General features: G+C 48.2%; 17 protein-coding genes. 4 read left to right on the forward strand and 13 right to left on the reverse strand.

Annotation, left to right across the window (positions count from 1 at the left end; translation table 11 throughout):
* Positions 1 to 2: 2 nt before the first annotated feature.
* The 10 genes from rlmB to LACSTY_RS11260 all read right to left on the reverse strand — a co-directional run bounded on the left by rlmB (position 3) and on the right by LACSTY_RS11260 (position 10,505).
* Positions 3 to 785, reverse strand: a complete 783-nt coding sequence (gene rlmB / locus LACSTY_RS11215; protein WP_010492226.1) for a 23S rRNA (guanosine(2251)-2'-O)-methyltransferase RlmB — start codon at positions 783 to 785, stop codon at positions 3 to 5.
* Positions 754 to 1,185, reverse strand: coding sequence for a Mini-ribonuclease 3 (locus LACSTY_RS11220; RefSeq protein WP_025013696.1), 432 nt, complete (start codon positions 1,183 to 1,185; stop codon positions 754 to 756). Before LACSTY_RS11220 ends, rlmB begins: the two co-directional genes overlap by 32 nt.
* Positions 1,182 to 2,588 (reverse strand): cysteine--tRNA ligase, encoded by a 1,407-nt coding sequence (cysS, locus tag LACSTY_RS11225; RefSeq protein ID WP_087912704.1) that lies wholly within the window; start codon positions 2,586 to 2,588, stop codon positions 1,182 to 1,184. The genes LACSTY_RS11220 and cysS overlap by 4 nt, the downstream gene beginning before the upstream one ends.
* Positions 2,589 to 2,943: 355 nt before the next feature.
* Positions 2,944 to 3,204, reverse strand: coding sequence for a helix-turn-helix domain-containing protein (locus LACSTY_RS11230; RefSeq protein ID WP_087912705.1), 261 nt, complete (start codon positions 3,202 to 3,204; stop codon positions 2,944 to 2,946).
* A gap of 46 nt (positions 3,205 to 3,250) precedes the next feature.
* Complete coding sequence (locus LACSTY_RS11235; RefSeq protein WP_087912706.1) at positions 3,251 to 4,645, reverse strand: FAD-binding oxidoreductase; 1,395 nt, start codon at positions 4,643 to 4,645, stop codon at positions 3,251 to 3,253.
* 170 nt (positions 4,646 to 4,815) lie between these two features.
* Complete coding sequence (gltX, locus tag LACSTY_RS11240) at positions 4,816 to 6,309, reverse strand: glutamate--tRNA ligase (protein WP_087912707.1); 1,494 nt, start codon at positions 6,307 to 6,309, stop codon at positions 4,816 to 4,818.
* Positions 6,310 to 6,454: 145 nt separating this feature from the next.
* Complete coding sequence (locus tag LACSTY_RS11245) at positions 6,455 to 7,282, reverse strand: YhfC family intramembrane metalloprotease (RefSeq protein WP_087912708.1); 828 nt, start codon at positions 7,280 to 7,282, stop codon at positions 6,455 to 6,457.
* A gap of 149 nt (positions 7,283 to 7,431) precedes the next feature.
* Positions 7,432 to 8,601 (reverse strand): MucBP domain-containing protein, encoded by a 1,170-nt coding sequence (locus LACSTY_RS11250; protein WP_225362696.1) that lies wholly within the window; start codon positions 8,599 to 8,601, stop codon positions 7,432 to 7,434.
* 223 nt (positions 8,602 to 8,824) lie between these two features.
* Entirely contained in the window at positions 8,825 to 9,601 is a 777-nt protein-coding gene (locus tag LACSTY_RS11255; protein WP_087913293.1) for an ABC transporter permease, read from the reverse strand.
* Between the two features lie 25 nt (positions 9,602 to 9,626).
* Positions 9,627 to 10,505 carry an ABC transporter ATP-binding protein gene (locus tag LACSTY_RS11260; RefSeq protein WP_087912709.1) on the reverse strand — a complete coding sequence of 293 codons (879 nt, stop codon included), beginning with the start codon at positions 10,503 to 10,505 and terminating at the stop codon, positions 9,627 to 9,629.
* Between the two features lie 283 nt (positions 10,506 to 10,788).
* Between LACSTY_RS11260 and LACSTY_RS11265 the strand changes: the two genes are divergently transcribed.
* Entirely contained in the window at positions 10,789 to 11,679 is an 891-nt protein-coding gene (locus LACSTY_RS11265; protein ID WP_087912710.1) for a helix-turn-helix domain-containing protein, read from the forward strand.
* Positions 11,680 to 11,782: 103 nt separating this feature from the next.
* Here the strand turns inward: LACSTY_RS11265 and LACSTY_RS11270 are convergent, their stop codons facing one another.
* From LACSTY_RS11270 to LACSTY_RS11280, 3 genes are read right to left on the reverse strand one after another with little or no spacing between them, the layout of a single operon-like run.
* Positions 11,783 to 12,898: a PIN/TRAM domain-containing protein gene (locus LACSTY_RS11270; protein ID WP_010492251.1), complete on the reverse strand. Its 1,116-nt coding sequence runs from the start codon at positions 12,896 to 12,898 to the stop codon at positions 11,783 to 11,785.
* A 20-nt stretch (positions 12,899 to 12,918) separates the two neighbouring features.
* On the reverse strand, positions 12,919 to 14,283 hold the full coding sequence (gene radA, locus LACSTY_RS11275) for a DNA repair protein RadA (RefSeq protein WP_010492253.1): 1,365 nt from the start codon (positions 14,281 to 14,283) through the stop codon (positions 12,919 to 12,921).
* A 19-nt stretch (positions 14,284 to 14,302) separates the two neighbouring features.
* Positions 14,303 to 14,842, reverse strand: coding sequence for a dCTP deaminase/dUTPase family protein (locus LACSTY_RS11280; protein WP_025013302.1), 540 nt, complete (start codon positions 14,840 to 14,842; stop codon positions 14,303 to 14,305).
* 266 nt (positions 14,843 to 15,108) lie between these two features.
* On the opposite strand from LACSTY_RS11280, the gene LACSTY_RS11285 reads away from it, so the two are divergent.
* The 3 genes from LACSTY_RS11285 (at position 15,109) to LACSTY_RS11295 (ending at position 18,636) form a co-directional block, all read left to right on the forward strand.
* The gene (locus tag LACSTY_RS11285) at positions 15,109 to 15,399 is read left to right on the forward strand and encodes a GNAT family N-acetyltransferase (protein ID WP_025013303.1); all 291 of its coding nucleotides are present in this window, start codon (positions 15,109 to 15,111) and stop codon (positions 15,397 to 15,399) included.
* Between the two features lie 442 nt (positions 15,400 to 15,841).
* Positions 15,842 to 17,161 (forward strand): C1 family peptidase, encoded by a 1,320-nt coding sequence (locus LACSTY_RS11290; protein ID WP_087912711.1) that lies wholly within the window; start codon positions 15,842 to 15,844, stop codon positions 17,159 to 17,161.
* Between the two features lie 128 nt (positions 17,162 to 17,289).
* Positions 17,290 to 18,636: a C1 family peptidase gene (locus LACSTY_RS11295; RefSeq protein ID WP_087912712.1), complete on the forward strand. Its 1,347-nt coding sequence runs from the start codon at positions 17,290 to 17,292 to the stop codon at positions 18,634 to 18,636.
* Positions 18,637 to 18,668: the final 32 nt, after the last annotated feature.

The raw sequence follows: 18,668 nt of genomic DNA on the forward strand, positions 1-18,668 counted from the left end.
GGTTATTTGCCCTCATGGCGGCTGGCAAATGCTTGATACATCAAGATGCCGGCCGCAACACTGGCATTTAAGCTTTGCACGTGGCCGACCATTGGAATGGCAATCGTGGCGTCCATGAGTTTGGCAATTCCGGGCGAGATCCCTTTGCCTTCGTTACCAATCACAAGCGCCGTACTGCCTTTTGCATCCCACTGGCGATAATCCTGACCATCCATCGCGGTGCCGAAGACCCACATGCCGCGGTCTTTTAACTGTTTGATGGTTTGCGCCAAATTGGTGACGCGGGCAACCGGAACGTATTCGATCGCACCGGTGCTGACTTTGGCGACCGCACTGGTGAGACCCACGGCGCGATGCTTGGGAATGATAATGCCATGCACGCCGCTAGCATCGGCAGTTCGCAGAATCGAGCCCAGATTGTGCGGATCTTCTAAGTTGTCCAACAACAAGAAAAACGGATCTTCGCCTTTATCTGCTGCATGTTGAAAAAGATCATCCACACTTGCGTACGCATAGGGCGTCATTGCCAGTAAAACGCCTTGATGATTGCCATGGTCACTCATGAGATCAAGTTTTTGCTTCGGTGCGGTAGCGACCAGAATTTTCTTTTTTTGCGCGATGCCGATTAAATGTTGAATCGGCTCGCTTTTTAGATCGGTTTGAACAAAAAGTTTGTTAATAGTTGCGGCGGTGCCGGCTTTGAGTGCGGCTTCAACGGCATGGCGGCCGAAGACAAACTCGTCCGGATCGTGTTCATTTGGTGCTGCTTGCGGCTGTTTTGCCATGACCCGTCTTCCCTTCTTCAACGTATTGAATACACCATGCGGCTAATTCCGCAACCCGCTTGTCGTGCTTCTCGAGATGCAGATAGCCAAACAAGGCCTCAAAGCCGGTCGAAACGCGATACGTGACGACATCGGTATTCTTGGCATGCGTGTAACTTTTGGCATTACGCCCATGTTTGAAAACCGCGACCTCCTCGTCGTTGAGCAAATGCTCGTCTTCCATCCCCGCGATTAAGGCCGCCTGCGCTTTGGCAGAAACAAAATCTTTGGCGGCGCGCTGTAAGGCAGCCGGGCGCACCAACCCGCGTTTGAGAAGATGTTCCCGAACGTAGACCTCATAAACCGCATCGCCCATATAGGCCAATGCGATGCCGTTCAATTGTTTTGGATCAAATGTCATTTTCTGCGCCACCGCGTTCCTTGAGGAGTGTCTTCCAAAATAATACCTTGCGCTGCCAGCTGATCACGAATCTGATCACTTTTGGCAAAGTCTTTCGCTGCCCGGGCAACATCGCGCGCTTTCACCAACGCATCAATATCGGCATCGAGATTGGTCTGATCGGCAAAAACCACGCCGAAAATCTGCAGCCACGCATCATAGAGATTCAGTAAGTCGTCGAGGCTTTCACGTTTAACCGTATCTTCGTTGGCATATTCGTTTAGCAATTTGGCCAAGTCAAAAAGGACGGTCAACCCGTTTTGGACGTTTACATCATCATCCATGGCGGTGATAAATTGGTCTTTCAACGTTTTCAGTTGCTCGGTGATCTTGGGATCAACGCCTGGGACGGCATTGTCGCGGCGATAAACCAGATTTTCACGGGCGATTTTTAGACGATTAAGGCTATTAGCAGCGTTCTTGAGGTTGGCATCGGAGTATCGGATCGGCATCCGGTATTGAGTACCAGCCATGAAGAATCGCAGAACTTGCGGATCGACCGTTTTCAAAATGTCATGAACCGTAATGAAGTTGCCAAGCGACTTGCTCATTTTCTCGTCATCTTCGCCAATGGTTACAAAGCCATTATGCATCCAATAGCGGACGAACTGCTTGCCGGTTTTGGCTTCACTTTGGGCGATTTCATTTTCGTGATGCGGGAACTCAAGATCCTGACCGCCGCCGTGAATGTCAAACGTATCGCCGAGAAGTTGGGTGCTCATGACCGAGCATTCGATGTGCCACCCCGGTCGGCCTTTACCCCAAGGAGAGTCCCAGCTGATTTCACCGGGTTTTGCGGCTTTCCACAATGCAAAATCGATCGGATCTTCTTTTTTAGCCAGTTCTTCTTGTGTAATGTGCTGACTGGCGCCTTCTTCGAGTTCGTCGACATTTTGATGACTTAACTCGCCATAATGTTTGAACTTGCGCGCCCGATAATACACGTCCCCGTCGACGGCGTAAGCATAGCCTTTTGCGACCAAGTCCTGAACAAAATCAATAATGTCCGGAATCATTTGACTCGCACGCGGATGGGCAGTCGCCGGTTCGATTCCCAGCGCCGTGGTATCTTCCATGAAGGCATCAATAAACCGCTGCGCCAAATCAAGCGGTGCTTCGCCGGTTTTATGCGCGGCATTGATGATTTTATCGTCAACATCCGTGAAATTCGAAACATAAGTGACATGATAACCGCGGTATTCAAAATAGCGGCGAATCGTATCAAACGCGATCGCACTGCGCGCATTACCGATGTGGATATAATTATAGACAGTCGGTCCGCAGACATACATCCGAATTTCTCCAGGGTGCAGTGGCGTGAACGGCTCTTTTTGCCGGGACATCGTATTATATAACGTTAACATCGGCTCATTTCCTTCCTGTAGCGTCTTACCTGCATTTTACAGGAAAATGGGAGGATTATAAAGGAAAGAGCGTGAGCTGGCGCGTTTAGAAGTTGGAGTGTAAGTGGCCTCAGGCGTGATGGCCCGGTCTTGGCCATTGCGCCTGAGGTCCTTACACGCAGACTTCTGCGCCAGCGAACGCGATTGGGAACCGGATTGCCTCCCAATCTTTACTGTTTCAACCTAACAAGTGCCCAGCCTTGGCCATCACGCTAAGGTCCTTACCCGCCGACTTCCGGTCCCAGTTTACTCGCCGCATAGAACCAAAAAGACTCCCTTACATACCAGCAAGGAAGCCCAAAATTTCTACTCGTTGTTAACGCGTCACGATCGATAAACGAATCCCTTTTCCCAGTCCCTTAGCATACCGTGACAATGTCGTCAGCGACGGAACAGCGTCTAAGCGCTCAATCTTTGCAAGCTGCGGCTGCTTCATGCCAATTGTTTCGGCGAATTGCTTTTGTGAGATCCCGCGACGAATCCGTTCCGCTTCAAGCTCAGTTAGTGCATCGATGATGGTCAATGCTTCGTCGGGAATAGAATCAATTCTGCCCTTAATTTCATTCCAAGTGGACACAGAACTGCCCCCTTCTTTTTAACCCATCATCTCAATTTTTTAACCGTTAATCAATCTTCCGCTTCGGATTCAAGATATTCAGCGGATCAAACAAGTCCTTGATCTGGTGCTGAATTTCATCAACATCAAAGCCGAGCTCCTCGTTGTTCCACTGATTCTTGCTCATCCCCACAGCGTGCTCGCCGGAAATTGTGCCGCCCAATGCCAGTGCTTTACGGAACATCATGCGAATGGCTTGGAGCGCTTCTTTTGGCGGTTCCGTCTGGTCGGCTGGCCAGATAACCGTGGGATGAACATTGCCGTCACCGGCATGGCCGGCAGTGTAGATTTCAACGTTCAAATCTTTGGCAACCTCAGCAATGTAGTCCATCATCTCCGGCAACTTGGATAACGGCACGGCCATATCTTCCATAATGTGTTGACCGTTCGCGAAAACCGCTGGCAACATATCCTGCCGCAATTTGATGATGGCGCCTGCTTCATCAGGATTACTGGTTACCTTGATATTCTTGGCGTGATCGGCCGTTAAAATCTGTTCCGCCATTTTCAGACTGGCTTCGCCGCCTGCGTCCAGCCGGAAAATGAGCATTGCCTCGGCACCTTCTGCATAGTGTGTGCCTTCATACCGATCCAACGCCGCAACGGTCAAGCCGTCCAGTGCTTCGAGGGTCACCGGATAAATCCCCGACAACCGCAAATTCTCGACCCCTTTTGCCAAGGCCGTCATGTTATCAAAATAAGCCACCCCGACCACAGGCGTCCCGATCGGAATCGGATTCAACTTAACGGTGATTTCCGTAATAATGCCTAATGTGCCTTCAGATCCCACAAAAAGATGGGTCAAGTCATAGCTAAAGGCATGCTTATAAGTGCGACCGCCGAGTTTGATTTCTCTACCATCTGCAAGCACGACTTTCAAGCCCAGCACATTGTCCGTTGTCGCGCCATACTTAACCGTGCTCATCCCACCGGCATTGGTCGCTGCATTACCGCCAATACTGGAAATCGGCTTAGAACCCGGATCAGGCGCATAAAACAGGCCTTGCTTGCGGGCTTCTTTATCCAAGTCACCGTTGATCACGCCCGGCTCTACAACCGCCAACAAGTCACCTTTGCTGATTTCCTTAATCCGATTCATGCGCACCGTTGAGAGGATAATGCTGCCATTCAGGCCATCCGCCCCGATAACGGTACTGGTATCCGCGCCTTGAGGAACGACCGGAATGTGGTATTGCCGCGCTATTTTCAAAACACCTTGAATATCCGCAACATCGCCAGCCGCTACATAGGCCAAAATTCTGCCGTCAATCTCCAACTGGGCATTGCCATTGGCGCTATGTTCGCGCGCAACCTGATCATCTGTATGAATCTCCGCGTGCGGTGCGGCGACACGCAAGGCTGCAAGTATCTCCGCGTTGTCATAAGCAGTAAAAATTGCCATTATCCAGACCTCCATTGCTTTGATTGCTGGGTTCATTATAAAAATCCTTATCCTCATTATGAACCTATTTCCAAAAGGCTGGGTTGATTTAGTCTGGAAAACGCGATCTCTCCTCATTCAACGTGGCGGCATACAAAACATCCGCGCCATTGCGCGGATTTTTCTGCTAATTAAAGTTGTGATGTGACCAAATCAACGTTCTTCAACACCTGATCGCGCCCCATGAGCTCAATCGTTTCAGCCAGTTGCGGGCCATGCATCCGCAGCGTTGCGGCAATGCGGATCGGCATGTACAACTTGCGGCCCTTGACCTGTGTTTCTTGCTTGACCTCGTTGACAATACGTCCAACAGAATACGCGTCGAAGGTGTCCAGTGCCCGAATCTTTTTAGCGAACGCTTCAATAACCGGCTTGGCATTGTCGTCAGCCAGCTCCTTGCGCTCGTCATCCGTCAGATCGGTTGCCTTGTCGAAGAAAATATCGGCAAGCTTGCTAATCTGCGCGGTGTAACTCATCTGGTCCGTGTACAGGCTAATCAGTTGACGGGCCCACTCGATGGTTTTCGGATCCGGATCGCTATGAATCAAGCCATCTTCAATCAGGTTTGCCAGCGACATACTCATTAGCTCGTTCGGATTCGTCTTTTGCTTGGCCTTAATATACTGGTTATTAACCCATTCCAGCTTCTTCTGGTCGAAGCGTGCCGGACTCTTGGATAAGCGTTTTGGATCGAACTGCTTGATGAATTCCTTTTTGGTGAAAATCTCATCTTCGCCAACCGGTGACCAGCCTAACAGCGTGATGAAGTTAAACATTGCTTCCGGCAAGTAGCCGAGTTCACGATATTGTTCGATAAACTGCAAGACAGTTTCATCACGTTTGGACAGCTTTTTGCCGGTTGCGCCATTGATGATCAAAGTCATATGGCCAAAAATCGGTGGCTCCCAGCCAAAAGCGTCATAAATTGCCAGCTGCTTAGGCGTGTTGGCAATGTGATCATCGCCGCGCAACACATGACTGATTTCCATGAGATGGTCATCGACCACCACCGCAAAGTTATACGTCGGCATGCCGTCGCGCTTCTGAATGACAAAATCGCCGCCAAGCGTGTTGGCATCAATCGAAATCTTGCCTTTGACAATGTCATCCCATTCGTAAGTCTTATCGGTCGGGATGTGGAACCGGATGACCGGCTGTAATCCCTTGGCTTTCGCCGCAGCAATGGCCTCTGCCTTTTCCGCGTCACTCATACCTTCATATTCGTATTCGTAATGTGGCATTTCGTGACGGGCCTTTTGGGCTTCGCGATCGGCTTTCAGTTCCTCTTCGGTCCGATAAGATTCATAAGCAAAGCCCTTATCGACAAGTTGTTTGATCAGCTTGTCATAAATGTCTTTACGTTCAGACTGGCGGTAAGGGCCAAAGTCCCCACCCTTGTCAGGACCTTCATCCCAGTCAATCCCGAGCCAGTGGAGATTCTCCATTTGACTCTTCTCGCCATCTGCAACGTTCCGCTTTGTATCGGTATCTTCAATCCGCAGCACCAACGTTCCCTTGTTGTGCCGTGCGAACAAATAATTGAACAGTGCCGTCCGTGCATTGCCAATATGCAAATGCCCGGTCGGACTAGGTGCATAACGCACCCGAATTGGTCGATCTGCCAATGTCTTAGCCTCCATTTTCTGTAAACATGCAATGCTAGTGTACCACAGAAGGGCAAGCGATGGACGGCAACGCCTCAAGGTCATCAGGTTTTTCGTTTCGCCGGGAAAAGTGCCATCTTTTTAAAGCAATTTGTTTATTAAAACATTATGCGCTGACAGTGCTGCTCGGCTTTTCTCGGCGCCAGAGCCAGTAAACAAACGCCACGACGATCACTGTTTGTGCCACTAACAGCAGCTCTGTCACAGTGAGGCTCAAAGCTCCTGCTTGACTCAATCCAGCCGGAAAATCAATAAAAGCATGCAAGCCAACTGGCAGTAACATCCAGAACCACTGCTTGCGGTTGACCACAATCAACCAAACAACCAGCGAAAGGGCAATCTGAATGGTCAAGGCTAACAGTCGTTCAAGCAAACTTAGTGACACCGTCCAGCCGCTCATCCCAGTCAACTGCTTCACCGCGGTGATAATGCCAGCACGCGCGCTTGCCGGGGTTTTGGTCATTAATTTAGCCAACGCGCCACTGTTGATGGTCGTTGCAAAAAGCACATTACTGAACATTGCCAAGCCACCACCCAGCATCATTTCAAGGCCGCCATGACCTAAACCATACAAAAACGGGGTCTCGGGTGTCTTGGCTTTTTGGGGAATACGCTTTTGAATCCATTTGAAACCAAACCACCGACCGACTTCTTCAAAAACGCCTGCCAGCAGTGCGCCATAAAGTGCGTAAAGCCACGGCGTATGTTGAAATTGCCGAGCAATGCCGCGAAACGGTCCTTCTAGAATACCGGCAAAAAGAATGAAAATGGCCATACCGATAAAGAACACTGGCGTTGCTCCTTTTTTCGGATGACTTCGCCGTTGAATGATCCACACGGCTAAAGCCACCGGCAAAACCAAGCAAACAATGATCTCGATGACCATCATCACGATGGCTGCTTGACTGACAGTGCTGTTCACAATTTTTGACATACGCGCGACCTCACATTCGGTTGTTCAGAAAACGATCTATTGTGATCGTTTTCAATTCTTTAGGTATAAAAAGAGCATCATTTAAAGTGAATGATGCTCTTTTCCATTCCATTTTTCAACTCAATTTACACAATTGAAAATGGCGCGATTTAATTTTTATGACTTGCTTTTTTCGTTTGCCGGCGCCAACGAATACCCAGAAAGCCTGCCACAGCTAGGAGGACGACGCCAAGTGCCGTCAAGCCGATCTGTTCTTCTTCGTGTGTCCGCGGCAATGTGTGCTTAGCTTTATTAGTTGGCGTTATGATCGTTATTGTCGAGCCATTGTTACCACCTGTTGATGGCAAATTGCTTGGCGGATTTGGCGTAGATGGATTTGTCGGCGTGCTTGGTGTGACCGGCGTGCTCGTCTTCGCATAAACAAAGGTGACATTTAACGTTCCATTGGTGAATGTGCCTGAATCAGCCGCGCTGTTTGGCGCCATGCGCAGATACTGATATCCCGCAATGGTTGCTGGCGTTGTGGTATAAGGTGTTCCTGCGTTTCCAGTCAAAACTTTGTCGGGCGCGAGTGTGTTCCCATTTTCGTCGACATAATGAACGTTAACGGTTCCTTGGGCCGTTGGATTCTTGCTATAAACAAACGTCACAGTCAAAGTGCCGGTACTAAAGGTCCCGTTTTCCGGTGCGCTGTCTGGCGCAAGACTGGTGAATTGGTAATTTGCAATATCGATCGGACGGGCTTCATAAGGATCGCCGGGCTGGCCGGTGAGCACTTTATCAGGTGCAAGCGTGTTGCCTGCATCATCGACGTACTTCACGTTAACGCTACCTTGAGGAATTGGCGTCTTGGTGTAAACCATGGTGACAGTGACGGTGCCATCAGTGTACGTGCCGGTTGCCGGAGCGCTATTCGTAGCTAAATGGGCGTATTGGTAATCTTTGATGCTGATTGGCGAGATGGTATACAGATCGCCGACTTTGCCACTAAACGTCTGATCCGGGGCAAGTTGATTGCCTTGGTCATCGACAAATTTGATATCAACGGTTCCTTGTGTAGCAGGATCTTCAGCAGCTTTTCCTGTCTCTGTAATTGGTGAGACAACGGGATTACTCAAATACTTTTTTTGTTGACGAGTCAATGCTGCATTGACTCTCGATCGTTGTGCCAATTGAGAGGTTTCATTGATGGACTTGGCCGCCACTTTATGCGCGGAACTCGTACCACCCATCAAGAAGAAGCCGATCAGCATCACCACCCACAACTTGCCATCTTTATACAGTTTGCTATGAACTTTTTCTTCTCCAATTGGTCTCAATGCAATTGCTCCCTTCAGAAACCAAGCCAAAAGCCCTTCAACCAAATCTTGTTAAAATAATTATTTTAATTTACACACAAATTATAACACGTGGTATTGGTATAAAAACTTTCGAATGGATTCTCAAGCTGAGAAAAGATCCACTTTGAAGCACTTGGATAAATGACTTGGACGCAGAAAATGACACCTAAACAGGCGTTTTATTTTTCGTGAATACCATCATCTACCGCAAATTGCGCCTGCGGAAGACAATCAAGCCAAGGATTAAGAAGATGCTGCCATAAGCAATGTAGCCAATCATCATCTGGTCAATGCCTAAGTGAGTCAGACTCGAAAGCTTTGGGGAATTCAATTGTGCACCGAAGTTCAACATATTCACTGGGTTCCATTTGAGCCAGTCATGTTGATCAATCAGCATAAACATTAGTTGGTTAAAGACCGAGACAACAAAGTAGGCACTAATGCCGACGATGATTGCAGGCGTTGAGTTATCAAATAAAGTGGCCAGCAGCAACACAAAAGCTGCCAGAAAAAGTAAAGTCAAAAATTCACTCACCGCATTCATCAACATCGCCTGCCAAATCGGCTGATGCGTGCTAACTTGCAAAGTCAGACTAAATTTATTTTGGAAAAAGATGACTTTCAAAAGAAAAGTCATCACGAGGCTGCTGCCATAAAAGCAAAGTGCACAGCCCAGCAAGGTTAACCACTTACTAACCAAAACTTTGCTACTTGAATACTGCCGATACAGCAAGGCCTTCAGCGTGCCATACTGATTTTCTGATGACAGCTGCGTACTGCCGACTGCAATAATATAAAAGACAATCATCACCGGCGCATAAAAATCATTGAGGAACAAGTTCTCAGGCTGAAACGTCTGTGGATAAACCTTTCCGAAAATTGCCATTGCCAGTTGAAACACAATGAGAAATAACCAGAAAATGGTGAAAGATGGTCTTTTTAAGAGTTTATAAGTTTCCTGTTTAAGCAATGTGAACAAAATAAAATCCCCCGTATCGTCGCGATCACTCAATGATGCCTAAAAGTGAGTTTTCCAAGTCATCCTGTTGTTCGTGAATGTCGTGGATCGCAATATTCTGATCCAGCACTGCACGCAACAAAGACGTCATATTTTGAATTGAGTTTCTAACAATCTTAACGCTGCCTTCTTCGACAGTAGCTTGATAACCTTTCTGGACTAAAAGTTGCGCCGCGCGGTCGTTCTGATTCGTTCGCAGTAAAAGATAACTTTCATTTCTGGCCAACACGGCGCTCATGGTATTGCTTGTGACGAGATGACCATGATTAATGATCACAACGTCGTCAGCCACTTTTTGCAACTCGCTTAGGATATGACTTGATATGAGGAATGAGGTGCCTTCTGCTTTTTTCTGAAGGATCAATTCGCGCAGTTCTCTTGTTGCCTTGGGATCAAGCCCATTCATTGGTTCGTCAAGGATTACCAGACTCGGCTGATTCACCAACGCCAGCGCAATTCCGAGCTTCTGCTTCATCCCTAGCGAATAATGTTTGGCTTTTGCATCGGCATAGGAGGTCAAGTGCATCTCTTCAATCACTTTGTCCACTTTGGCTTGCCGATCAGCGCCTCTCGTAAAAAGGTGAAGCTGTTCTCGACCTGTTAAATAAGGATACAGACCCGGATACTCAATCAAGGCGCCCACATCTTTTAAAGCATCATGACTGTCAACGGTGATCTTCTGATCATTCAGCCGAATGTCGCCGGTAAAACTCGAAATGCCCAAAATGGTTTTCATAATGGTTGTTTTGCCTGCGCCATTTGCCCCAATCAGGCCGACAACCCGTCCCGGTTTGATTTCAAATGAAATTTGGTGCAGCGCTTGTTTCTTCCCGAACCATTTATCGAGGTTATTAACTGTTAGCATTAAGTCATACCACAACTTTCTTGATGAGATTGATGATTGTCAGCTTCATTTGTTCTTTGTTTATTTTGTAGTACCAATAAAAAAATATATATGCATCAATTACAGCAATATCAAAAACTCTAGGTGATATCTGAACTCAATCGCAAGACCTGATTTTGATACTCTTTAAGTAGTACTAACTTACCAGATCAAACCGATCAATCCGTGTTTTTTGACAAAAACGATATTTTCATCACATAATTGGGTTTAAGTTGCTTATAGGAAAATTGGAGGAGACCGCTTCATGCAATCACATAACATTGGTGCTTTGTTTAAAGAGCTGCGTGTAGAACGGGGTCTGAGAATCGCTGATGTAGCCGGTGAACTCAGCGTAAGTACCGTTTCAAAGTTCGAAAATGGATTATCGGATATTTCAGTTGAGAAACTCTGTTTGCTATTAAGCAACTTGGGCATGGACGCACCAGAGTTTTTTGAAATTCTCAATCAAGATCAGAATGCCGATGCAAGTATTGTTGATTCCAGTTTGGACGTTCTGAATCAGCGCTTGTGGAAACTTTCGGTGTCACAGGATGCTTCTGGATTTAAAAAGTTGCACCATGACTTTTTGGAAAAGTTTAAAGCCACCCACAACAAATTTTATAAGTTGAAAGGCATTATGGTTTTGTCCATTTTCATCGACATCCAAGAAAACCACGAGCTACTGTCCAAAGCTGATTCCAAGTATGTGGCCGACTACCTAATGGAGCGTGATGCTTGGTACAAATTTGAATACTCACTTTATGGCGACTGTGTAGCATTTTTACAACCCCAAGATTTTGATCGCTTGTACGCAAAGTTTCTCACGATTCATTTTGCGTTACATCAACGGCGAAATTACCTTGATCTCTTTTTCCAGACATTTTATAATATTGCCGCTTCGCTTTATTACCGTGGACAATATGCATCGGCTGTCCAAACGTTGGAGCATTTGCAGCAACAAAAGATCCCAGATAATTACTTTTTCATTCGTCTTCAATTGCATATGTTGAAACTGCTTTGCCAGTATAAAATTTCCAGTGATCAGGAGACTTTGACTGATCTTGAATCGATTCTAAAGGTTATTACGAAGATCAGTCCGGTTTATAGCCGTAGATGGAAAGCGGACTTCAAGTTTAAAGAGTCACTCCTTCAGTAACCAAGATGTCGCTAAGTCCCCACCGCTGACGAAATTCACTGTTCCACTTCTTAAAAAAGGCGCTGCCCCAACTCGGGACAACGCCTTTTCACATCCACAATATTTACTTTTCCTTATCCCGGATTGCCTTTTGCTGGTGTGCCGGCTTCGCGAAGATCATGCGCCCCGCGGCCGTTTGCAGCGCGCTGGTGACGATGACTTCGAGCGGTTTGTTCATGTAGAACTTGCCGTCTTCGACCACCACCATCGTGCCATCGTCGAGATATGCAACACCTTGTTGCCGTTCAGAGCCGGATTTGATGACGGTGACCGTCATGTTTTCTCCGGGGATCACGTCAGGCTTCAGGGCATTAGCCAGCGCGTTGATGTTGAGCACCGGTACATTTTGAAATTGTGCGACCTTGTTGAGGTTAAAGTCATTCGTCATGACGATGCCGTCGAGCAATTTAGCGAGCTTGAGCAGCTTGCTGTCGACTTCGGTTAAATCGTCAAAATCGCCTTCGTACATCTCAATATGAATGTCTTTATCTTTCTGCATGGCATTCAAAATGTCCAGTCCGCGGCGGCCACGCATTCTTTTCATCGAGTCCGCCGAATCTGAAATCAGTTGCAATTCATGCAAAACAAAGTTCGGAACCAGCATCGTGCCTTCGATAAACCCGGTCTTGGCAATGGCCTGAACCCGGCCGTCAATGATGACACTGGTGTCGAGCAGCTTGTATTTGCGAAAATGATCGCCGACTTTACGCTCAAGCACTTGGTCGTTGTCCGTATCTGCTGTCCGGCGGTTGCGGAAATTCAATAGCCGCCGCCATTCTTCGCTGCGTGTCGTACCCACCCGAAAACCCAAGTAACCGAATAATAGCATGATGATGAGTGGTAGGAAGATATTCAGCGGTGCGATGAACCGATACAACGGAATCGAAATAATTGCGGCCAGAATCAAGCCGATCGTGGTCGACAGGCTACCAAACAGTAAGTAGCTTGGTGATTTGGTGTTCAGCGTCTTTTCCAGCACTTTTAACCGTCCCAGAATCCAGTTGACGCTGAGACTGGCCAGTAACAGGAAAATGATGGCGCCGATTAAACCGTTCGTCAGCAGGTTGTTGACAATCAGGTGATGCTGCCAACCGATGGCTTCCCAAAGCGCTGGTAATGCGCCCATGCCGACCCCGATGCCGATCAAGCCGAAAATCAAATAAACAATTCGTTTCTTCATGGTATGCCTCCTCTCTTCTTCTAATTAAAAACCTTATGCAACGCTTCGGCAATGCTTGTGACCCCAATGACTTGAATATCTTTGGGTGCATGCCAGCCTTGCAGGTTGTTGCGCGGTACGAAAATCCGCTTAAATCCCAGCTTGGCCGCCTCTTTGACCCGATCTTCAATGCGGTTCACCCGCCGCACTTCACCGGTTAAGCCGATTTCACCGACAAAACAATCAGTCGGCGGAATCTCTTTGTCGCGATATGACGAGGCAATCGCAACGGCCATCGCTAAGTCAATCGCCGGCTCATCCAACTTAACGCCGCCAGTGGCTTTCAGGTAAGCGTCCTGATTCTGCAGCATGAGATTGGCGCGCTTTTCCAGCACCGCCATGATCAAACTGACGCGATTATGATCCAATCCGCTGCTGGTGCGTTTGGCATTGCCGTACATCGTTGGGCTGATCAACGCCTGAATTTCGACCAAAATCGGCCGCGTGCCTTCCATCGATACCACTACCGCCGAACCGGTGGCCCCAGCCAGCCGTTCCTCTAAGAAGATTTCCGAGGGATTAGCGACTTCCTGCAAGCCATTTTGGTGCATCTCAAAAATGCCGATTTCATTGGTGGAGCCGAACCGATTCTTAACCGACCGTAAAATTCGGTAAGTGTGGTGCATATCGCCTTCAAAATAAAGCACGGTGTCGACCATATGCTCAAGAATTTTAGGCCCGGCAATCGCGCCTTCCTTGGTGACGTGGCCAACGATGAAGATTGTCACGCCTTTAGATTTGGCAATACGCATCAGTTCGGCCGTGACTTCGCGAATCTGGGCAACCGAACCGACTGCCGAGTTCATATCCGGCACATTCATGGTTTGAACCGAATCAATCACGACATAATCCGGCTGCATCTGGTCAATGACACCTTCAATGCTAGGCATGTCGGTTTCCGGATACAGGTACATCCCCGAATTGGCAACCCCTAAGCGGCCAGCACGCATTTTGATCTGACTGGCACTTTCTTCGCCTGACACGTATAAAACGGTGCCGCCAGTGCTCGCCAACTGCCCGGACACCTGCAATAGCAAGGTTGATTTACCGATTCCGGGATCCCCGCCAATCAAAACCAGCGATCCCGGCACCACGCCGCCACCAAGCACACGGTTTAATTCCGCCAAACCAGTCTTAACCCGCGTTTCCTTGGCAACCGTCACTTCATCCATCCGCATCGGCTTGACTTTACTGCCTGCCCGCGTCTGCCGCGGTGCCGACTTGGTTGAACTGACGGTTTCTTCAACCAACGTATTCCAACCGCCACAATTCGGACAGCGCCCTAAATAAGTGGCCGAAATATAACCACAATTTTGACATACGTACTGTGTTTTTGCTTTCGCCATATTATCCCTTCAATATTAACTAGTGATCGGTTGACCCAAAACCGCTCTGCCGCTGAGCCAGCCCGCCTTGATCACCATCGGCCAGTAAAAATGGCATGAAGATACCTTGGCCGATGCGGTCGCCTTTTTTAATCATCACGTCGCGGGGGAAGAAATTCAGCAGTTGAATATAGATTTCGCCTTCGTTGTCCGGATTGTCATAATAGTCGGCATCAATCACGCCAATCCCATTGGGCAACGTCAGGCCGTGCTTAAGCGGATTGCTGGAGCGATTAGCCAAAACCAGTACTTCATTAGGCTGCATATACGCCTTTATACCTGTTGGCACCAAATACGGTTTCAAGATCTGCTCAGCCCGTTCGAAATCCTTGTTAGTCAGCGGGCGTTCATTTTTAATCAGACGAAAAAGCCGAATAAAATCATACCGCCAGATGCTTTTCAGCAAGAAATCCTCACGCGCGTAAAAATCATACCCTGCTGCCTGCTTGGTTTGGCGCGTTGGCAGGGTCAGGTCGTCATCCTGATACTTTGAAACAATTTCAAAACCACGGGTCTTCATAATGAACCTCCATATAAGTAGTGTCCAAGGTATCATAACACGCGGCACCAGCTGACAACCATGCTGAAAAGGCTTTCCTTCTTGTAATTATACCGTTTTCTTGCTAAATTTGGAGTGCGGACGCGGCTGGTCAATCGCATTAACAAAATTGACCCGAGCGTCACGGTGACTGGATTCGGTAAAAGCGGCGCTGACGGTGCAATGCGTTGGATGCTCAACCATAACGCGCCAGTTCACGCTCACGCACTTTTACCAAGGAGGCTAATATGGAATTTCAACACGAACCGGGCCGGATTTTCAATACCGACTGGGATGGCCGACTGCTGGCCGAATTAACGTATCAATCAATTGACGACGGCCAAGCATGGGCGGTCGATCATACTTTTGTTGACGAAAGCCTTCGCGGTCAAGGCATCGCCGGCCAACTCATCGAAGCGGTCGTTGCCGCCGCCCGTCAAGAAGGCAAAACCATTGAACCACTTTGCTCATACGCAGTGCATGCCTTTCACAACCATCCGGAATATGCTGATGTTTTGCGGCCGGTGAAGGATAACTGAATGACGTTCGCGTAATCTAGGATCCAAACTTCATAGGAGCAAACGTGCTACCGATTGTCAAAAATTGGCAGTACGTTTGTTTTTTGTTTCGGCTAGATAGTTGGTTTGAATCTTAAAGACCGTAGTGACAAAGCGGAGCAATCGGAGGCGGGGGCGGGCTCAGTGGTGACATTGTACTAGCCGGGCGATCTTCCCGGCGTAGTACAAGGCCGATCTTTGAGACTCTGCCGGTTTTGCAGAGGCTCAAAGTCGTGCCCACCCCTCTAGCTTCGCGGTCGCCAGCCCTTGCCCCCGCCGGAGAATGCGGAGTTTGGCACGGCATAAAACATCTACCGTAACATCTTTCTGCGTACGCCAATTTTATTCAAGTCCATCTCACATCTTTAAATTCTAATTAAATTGAGGTAAGGTTTCTTTAATGCGATAAGAAAAGGGGCTCGCTATGTCAGAAATTACATTTGATCAGATTAAGGCGTTTCAAGAGCAACTCGCGCATCATCCCGCCGCCGCTGCCCGCAGTCGTGCGGTCCAAAACGTCGGACCACAGGCGGCTAGTCGCGAAGCCATCGACGGCGAGGACATGAAGCCGGTATTCTCGCTCGACCTTGACACCGGCAGTGTTGCCAACCAGAAGAAAAGCGGCCGCTGCTGGCTATTTGCCACATTAAACACGGTTCGCCACGGCATTGCGGATGAATTCGGCCTGAAAGATTTCGAATTCTCGCAAAACTACAATGCCTTTTTCGACCGGTTGGAAAAAGCCAACTTATTCTATGAAAATATTTTGGCAACGGCCGACAAACCACTCGATGATCGCGAGGTCGCCACTTACCTCAGCGGACCGGATCAAGACGGCGGCCATTATGATCAAGCCGCTGCACTCATTGAAAAGTATGGCTTGGTTCCAAAATCCGTCATGCCGGAAACCTACAACAGTGACAAAACGGCTGAATTAAACAGTGTCTTGAACGAAAAATTGCGTAAAGACGCCAAAGTATTACGCACGCTGAAGCAGCAACATGCCAGTGAAGGCGCGATTGCCGCTAAAAAACGTGAACTACTCAGTGTGGTCTATCGCATTCTTGCCTATACTTTTGGCAACCCGCCGACGACTTTCGATTTTGAATATCGCGATGACAAAAAACAATATCACCGCGATACCGGCTTGACCCCGCAAACTTTCTTCAAAAAGTACGTCAAGTGGCATTTTGATAATTACATCGTGGTTGCCAGCGATCCTGAGCCAAGCAAAAAATATCAACAGCTCTATACCATCAAAGCGGCCAACACCGTGGTTGAAGGGCATCCTTTAACGATCCTGAACCTCCCGCCTGAACGCCTGGAGCAACTGGCATTGGCACAGTTGCAAGCCGGTGAAGTCGTATGGTTCGGTAATGATGTCTTGGCCGATATGGACCGAAAATCCGGTACGCTCAAAGGTGGTCTTTTCAATTACAACGACTTGTTCGACGTTGATTTTCACGTGGACAAAGCGGATCGAATCGTGACTACCGAAGCCGAAATGTCACATGCCATGACGTTCACCGGTGCAGATGTCGTTGATGGCAAGGTAACAAAATGGAAGGTCGAAAATTCGTGGGGCAAAGACAACGGCCATGACGGTTACTTTGTTGCCGATGCGAGTTGGTTTGACCAGTACGTCTACGAGGTCGTCGTTCGCAAGAGCCTCCTGACCGAAGCCGAGCAAGCCGCTCTTCAAACCACGCCGATCGACCTGCCTGTGTGGGATTTTCTGAATTAAACACGGGTTATATGCTAGACTATGCTTGTCGCTTCATTCAGGCGATATGGACGGCTAATTGGATATTTTAACCATTTGACTGCCAACTGCTTCATCATCAACTGTTTAAAAAAGGAGTGTTTATTTCAATGTCTGCAGAAATTACTTCCAGCGATTTGGATCAGTTCAAACAGGATCTGCAAGCCACACCCGGTTCCGCTGCTTTACAAAAAGCGGTTATGAACAATGGCATCAACGCCACTGCCGAAAACACCGACAGCAAAGTGGCCATGACGCCGACTTTCTCGATCGAACTTGAGACCGGCGCCGTTGCCAACCAAAAGCAAAGCGGCCGCTGCTGGATGTTTGCCGCGCTCAATACGATGCGCCACGGCATTCAGGCCCAGTTTAAGATCAAGGACTTTGAACTTTCCCAAAACTATACCAACTTCTGGGATAAATTTGAAAAGTCCAATTATTTTTATGAAAATGTTTTAAAAACCGCTGATCAACCACTGGACAGCCGTAAAGTTGCGTTCCTCTTGGCCACCCCGCAACAAGACGGCGGCCAATGGGACATGTTGTCGGCATTGATCGAAAAATACGGCATCGTGCCGAAGTCAGTGATGCCGGAAACCTACAACTCAAACAAAAGTAACGAATTAAACGGCTTGCTCAACCTGAAGTTGCGCAAAGACGCGGTTAAACTGCGCAAATTAGTGGCTGACAAAGCCAGCGATGCCGATATTGAAGCTGCTAAGCAAAAGATGTTAGCGGAAGACTACCGGATTTTGGCTTACGCCTTAGGCAACCCGCCGACTAAATTCGACTTTGAGTATCGCGACGATGACAAGAACTACCACATCGATCGCGAATTAACCCCGCAAACCTTCTTCAAGAAGTATGTTGGCTGGAACCTTGACGACTATCAAAGTATTATCAACGCACCAACAGCGGACAAGCCATACAACCACCTTTATACCGTTGAAATGCTTGGTAACGTGGTCGGCGGTCGCGAAGTCCGGCACCTGAATCTCGACATCGATACTTTCAAAGCTTTAGCCATCAAGCAGCTCAAGGCTGGCGAGTCCGTCTGGTTCGGTTCTGACGTTGGGCAAAGTTCTGATCGTCAACTCGGTATTCTGGACACCAACATCTACAAGAAAGATGACCTCTTCAACACCGACTTCACCATGACCAAAGCAGAACGCCTTGACTATGGTGAAAGCCTCATGACCCACGCCATGGTTCTGACTGGCGTTGACATTGTTGACGGCAAACCAACCAAGTGGAAGGTCGAAAACTCTTGGGGTGACAAGGTCGGCGAAAAAGGTTACTTCGTGGCAAGCGATGACTGGTTCGATCAATTTGTCTACCAAGTTGTCATCTCCAAGAAGTACCTACCAACCGAATTGCAGGATGTCATCAAAAACGAATACGCCAAGCCAACCGTTCTGGCACCATGGGATCCAATGGGTGCTTTGGCATCAAGATAGTGTCAGTGAATTGAACTGGCCACGATAAAAAA

This window comes from Lacticaseibacillus styriensis (assembly GCF_030770295.1).
GTDB lineage: Bacteria > Bacillota > Bacilli > Lactobacillales > Lactobacillaceae > Lacticaseibacillus > Lacticaseibacillus casei.

What these genes read in the sequence shown, in the direction of transcription:
- LACSTY_RS11260 (WP_087912709.1), bottom strand. Translation starts at nt 10,505, where the DNA reads ATGCTAACAGTTAATAACCTCGATAAATGGTTCGGGAAGAAACAAGCG.
- LACSTY_RS11285 (WP_025013303.1), top strand. Translation starts at nt 15,109, where the DNA reads ATGGAATTTCAACACGAACCGGGCCGGATTTTCAATACCGACTGGGAT.
- cysS (WP_087912704.1), bottom strand. Translation starts at nt 2,588, where the DNA reads ATGTTAACGTTATATAATACGATGTCCCGGCAAAAAGAGCCGTTCACG.
- LACSTY_RS11280 (WP_025013302.1), bottom strand. Translation starts at nt 14,842, where the DNA reads ATGAAGACCCGTGGTTTTGAAATTGTTTCAAAGTATCAGGATGACGAC.
- LACSTY_RS11265 (WP_087912710.1), top strand. Translation starts at nt 10,789, where the DNA reads ATGCAATCACATAACATTGGTGCTTTGTTTAAAGAGCTGCGTGTAGAA.
- radA (WP_010492253.1), bottom strand. Translation starts at nt 14,283, where the DNA reads ATGGCGAAAGCAAAAACACAGTACGTATGTCAAAATTGTGGTTATATT.
- LACSTY_RS11295 (WP_087912712.1), top strand. Translation starts at nt 17,290, where the DNA reads ATGTCTGCAGAAATTACTTCCAGCGATTTGGATCAGTTCAAACAGGAT.
- LACSTY_RS11290 (WP_087912711.1), top strand. Translation starts at nt 15,842, where the DNA reads ATGTCAGAAATTACATTTGATCAGATTAAGGCGTTTCAAGAGCAACTC.
- LACSTY_RS11220 (WP_025013696.1), bottom strand. Translation starts at nt 1,185, where the DNA reads ATGACATTTGATCCAAAACAATTGAACGGCATCGCATTGGCCTATATG.
- LACSTY_RS11270 (WP_010492251.1), bottom strand. Translation starts at nt 12,898, where the DNA reads ATGAAGAAACGAATTGTTTATTTGATTTTCGGCTTGATCGGCATCGGG.
- LACSTY_RS11235 (WP_087912706.1), bottom strand. Translation starts at nt 4,645, where the DNA reads ATGGCAATTTTTACTGCTTATGACAACGCGGAGATACTTGCAGCCTTG.
- LACSTY_RS11245 (WP_087912708.1), bottom strand. Translation starts at nt 7,282, where the DNA reads ATGTCAAAAATTGTGAACAGCACTGTCAGTCAAGCAGCCATCGTGATG.
- rlmB (WP_010492226.1), bottom strand. Translation starts at nt 785, where the DNA reads ATGGCAAAACAGCCGCAAGCAGCACCAAATGAACACGATCCGGACGAG.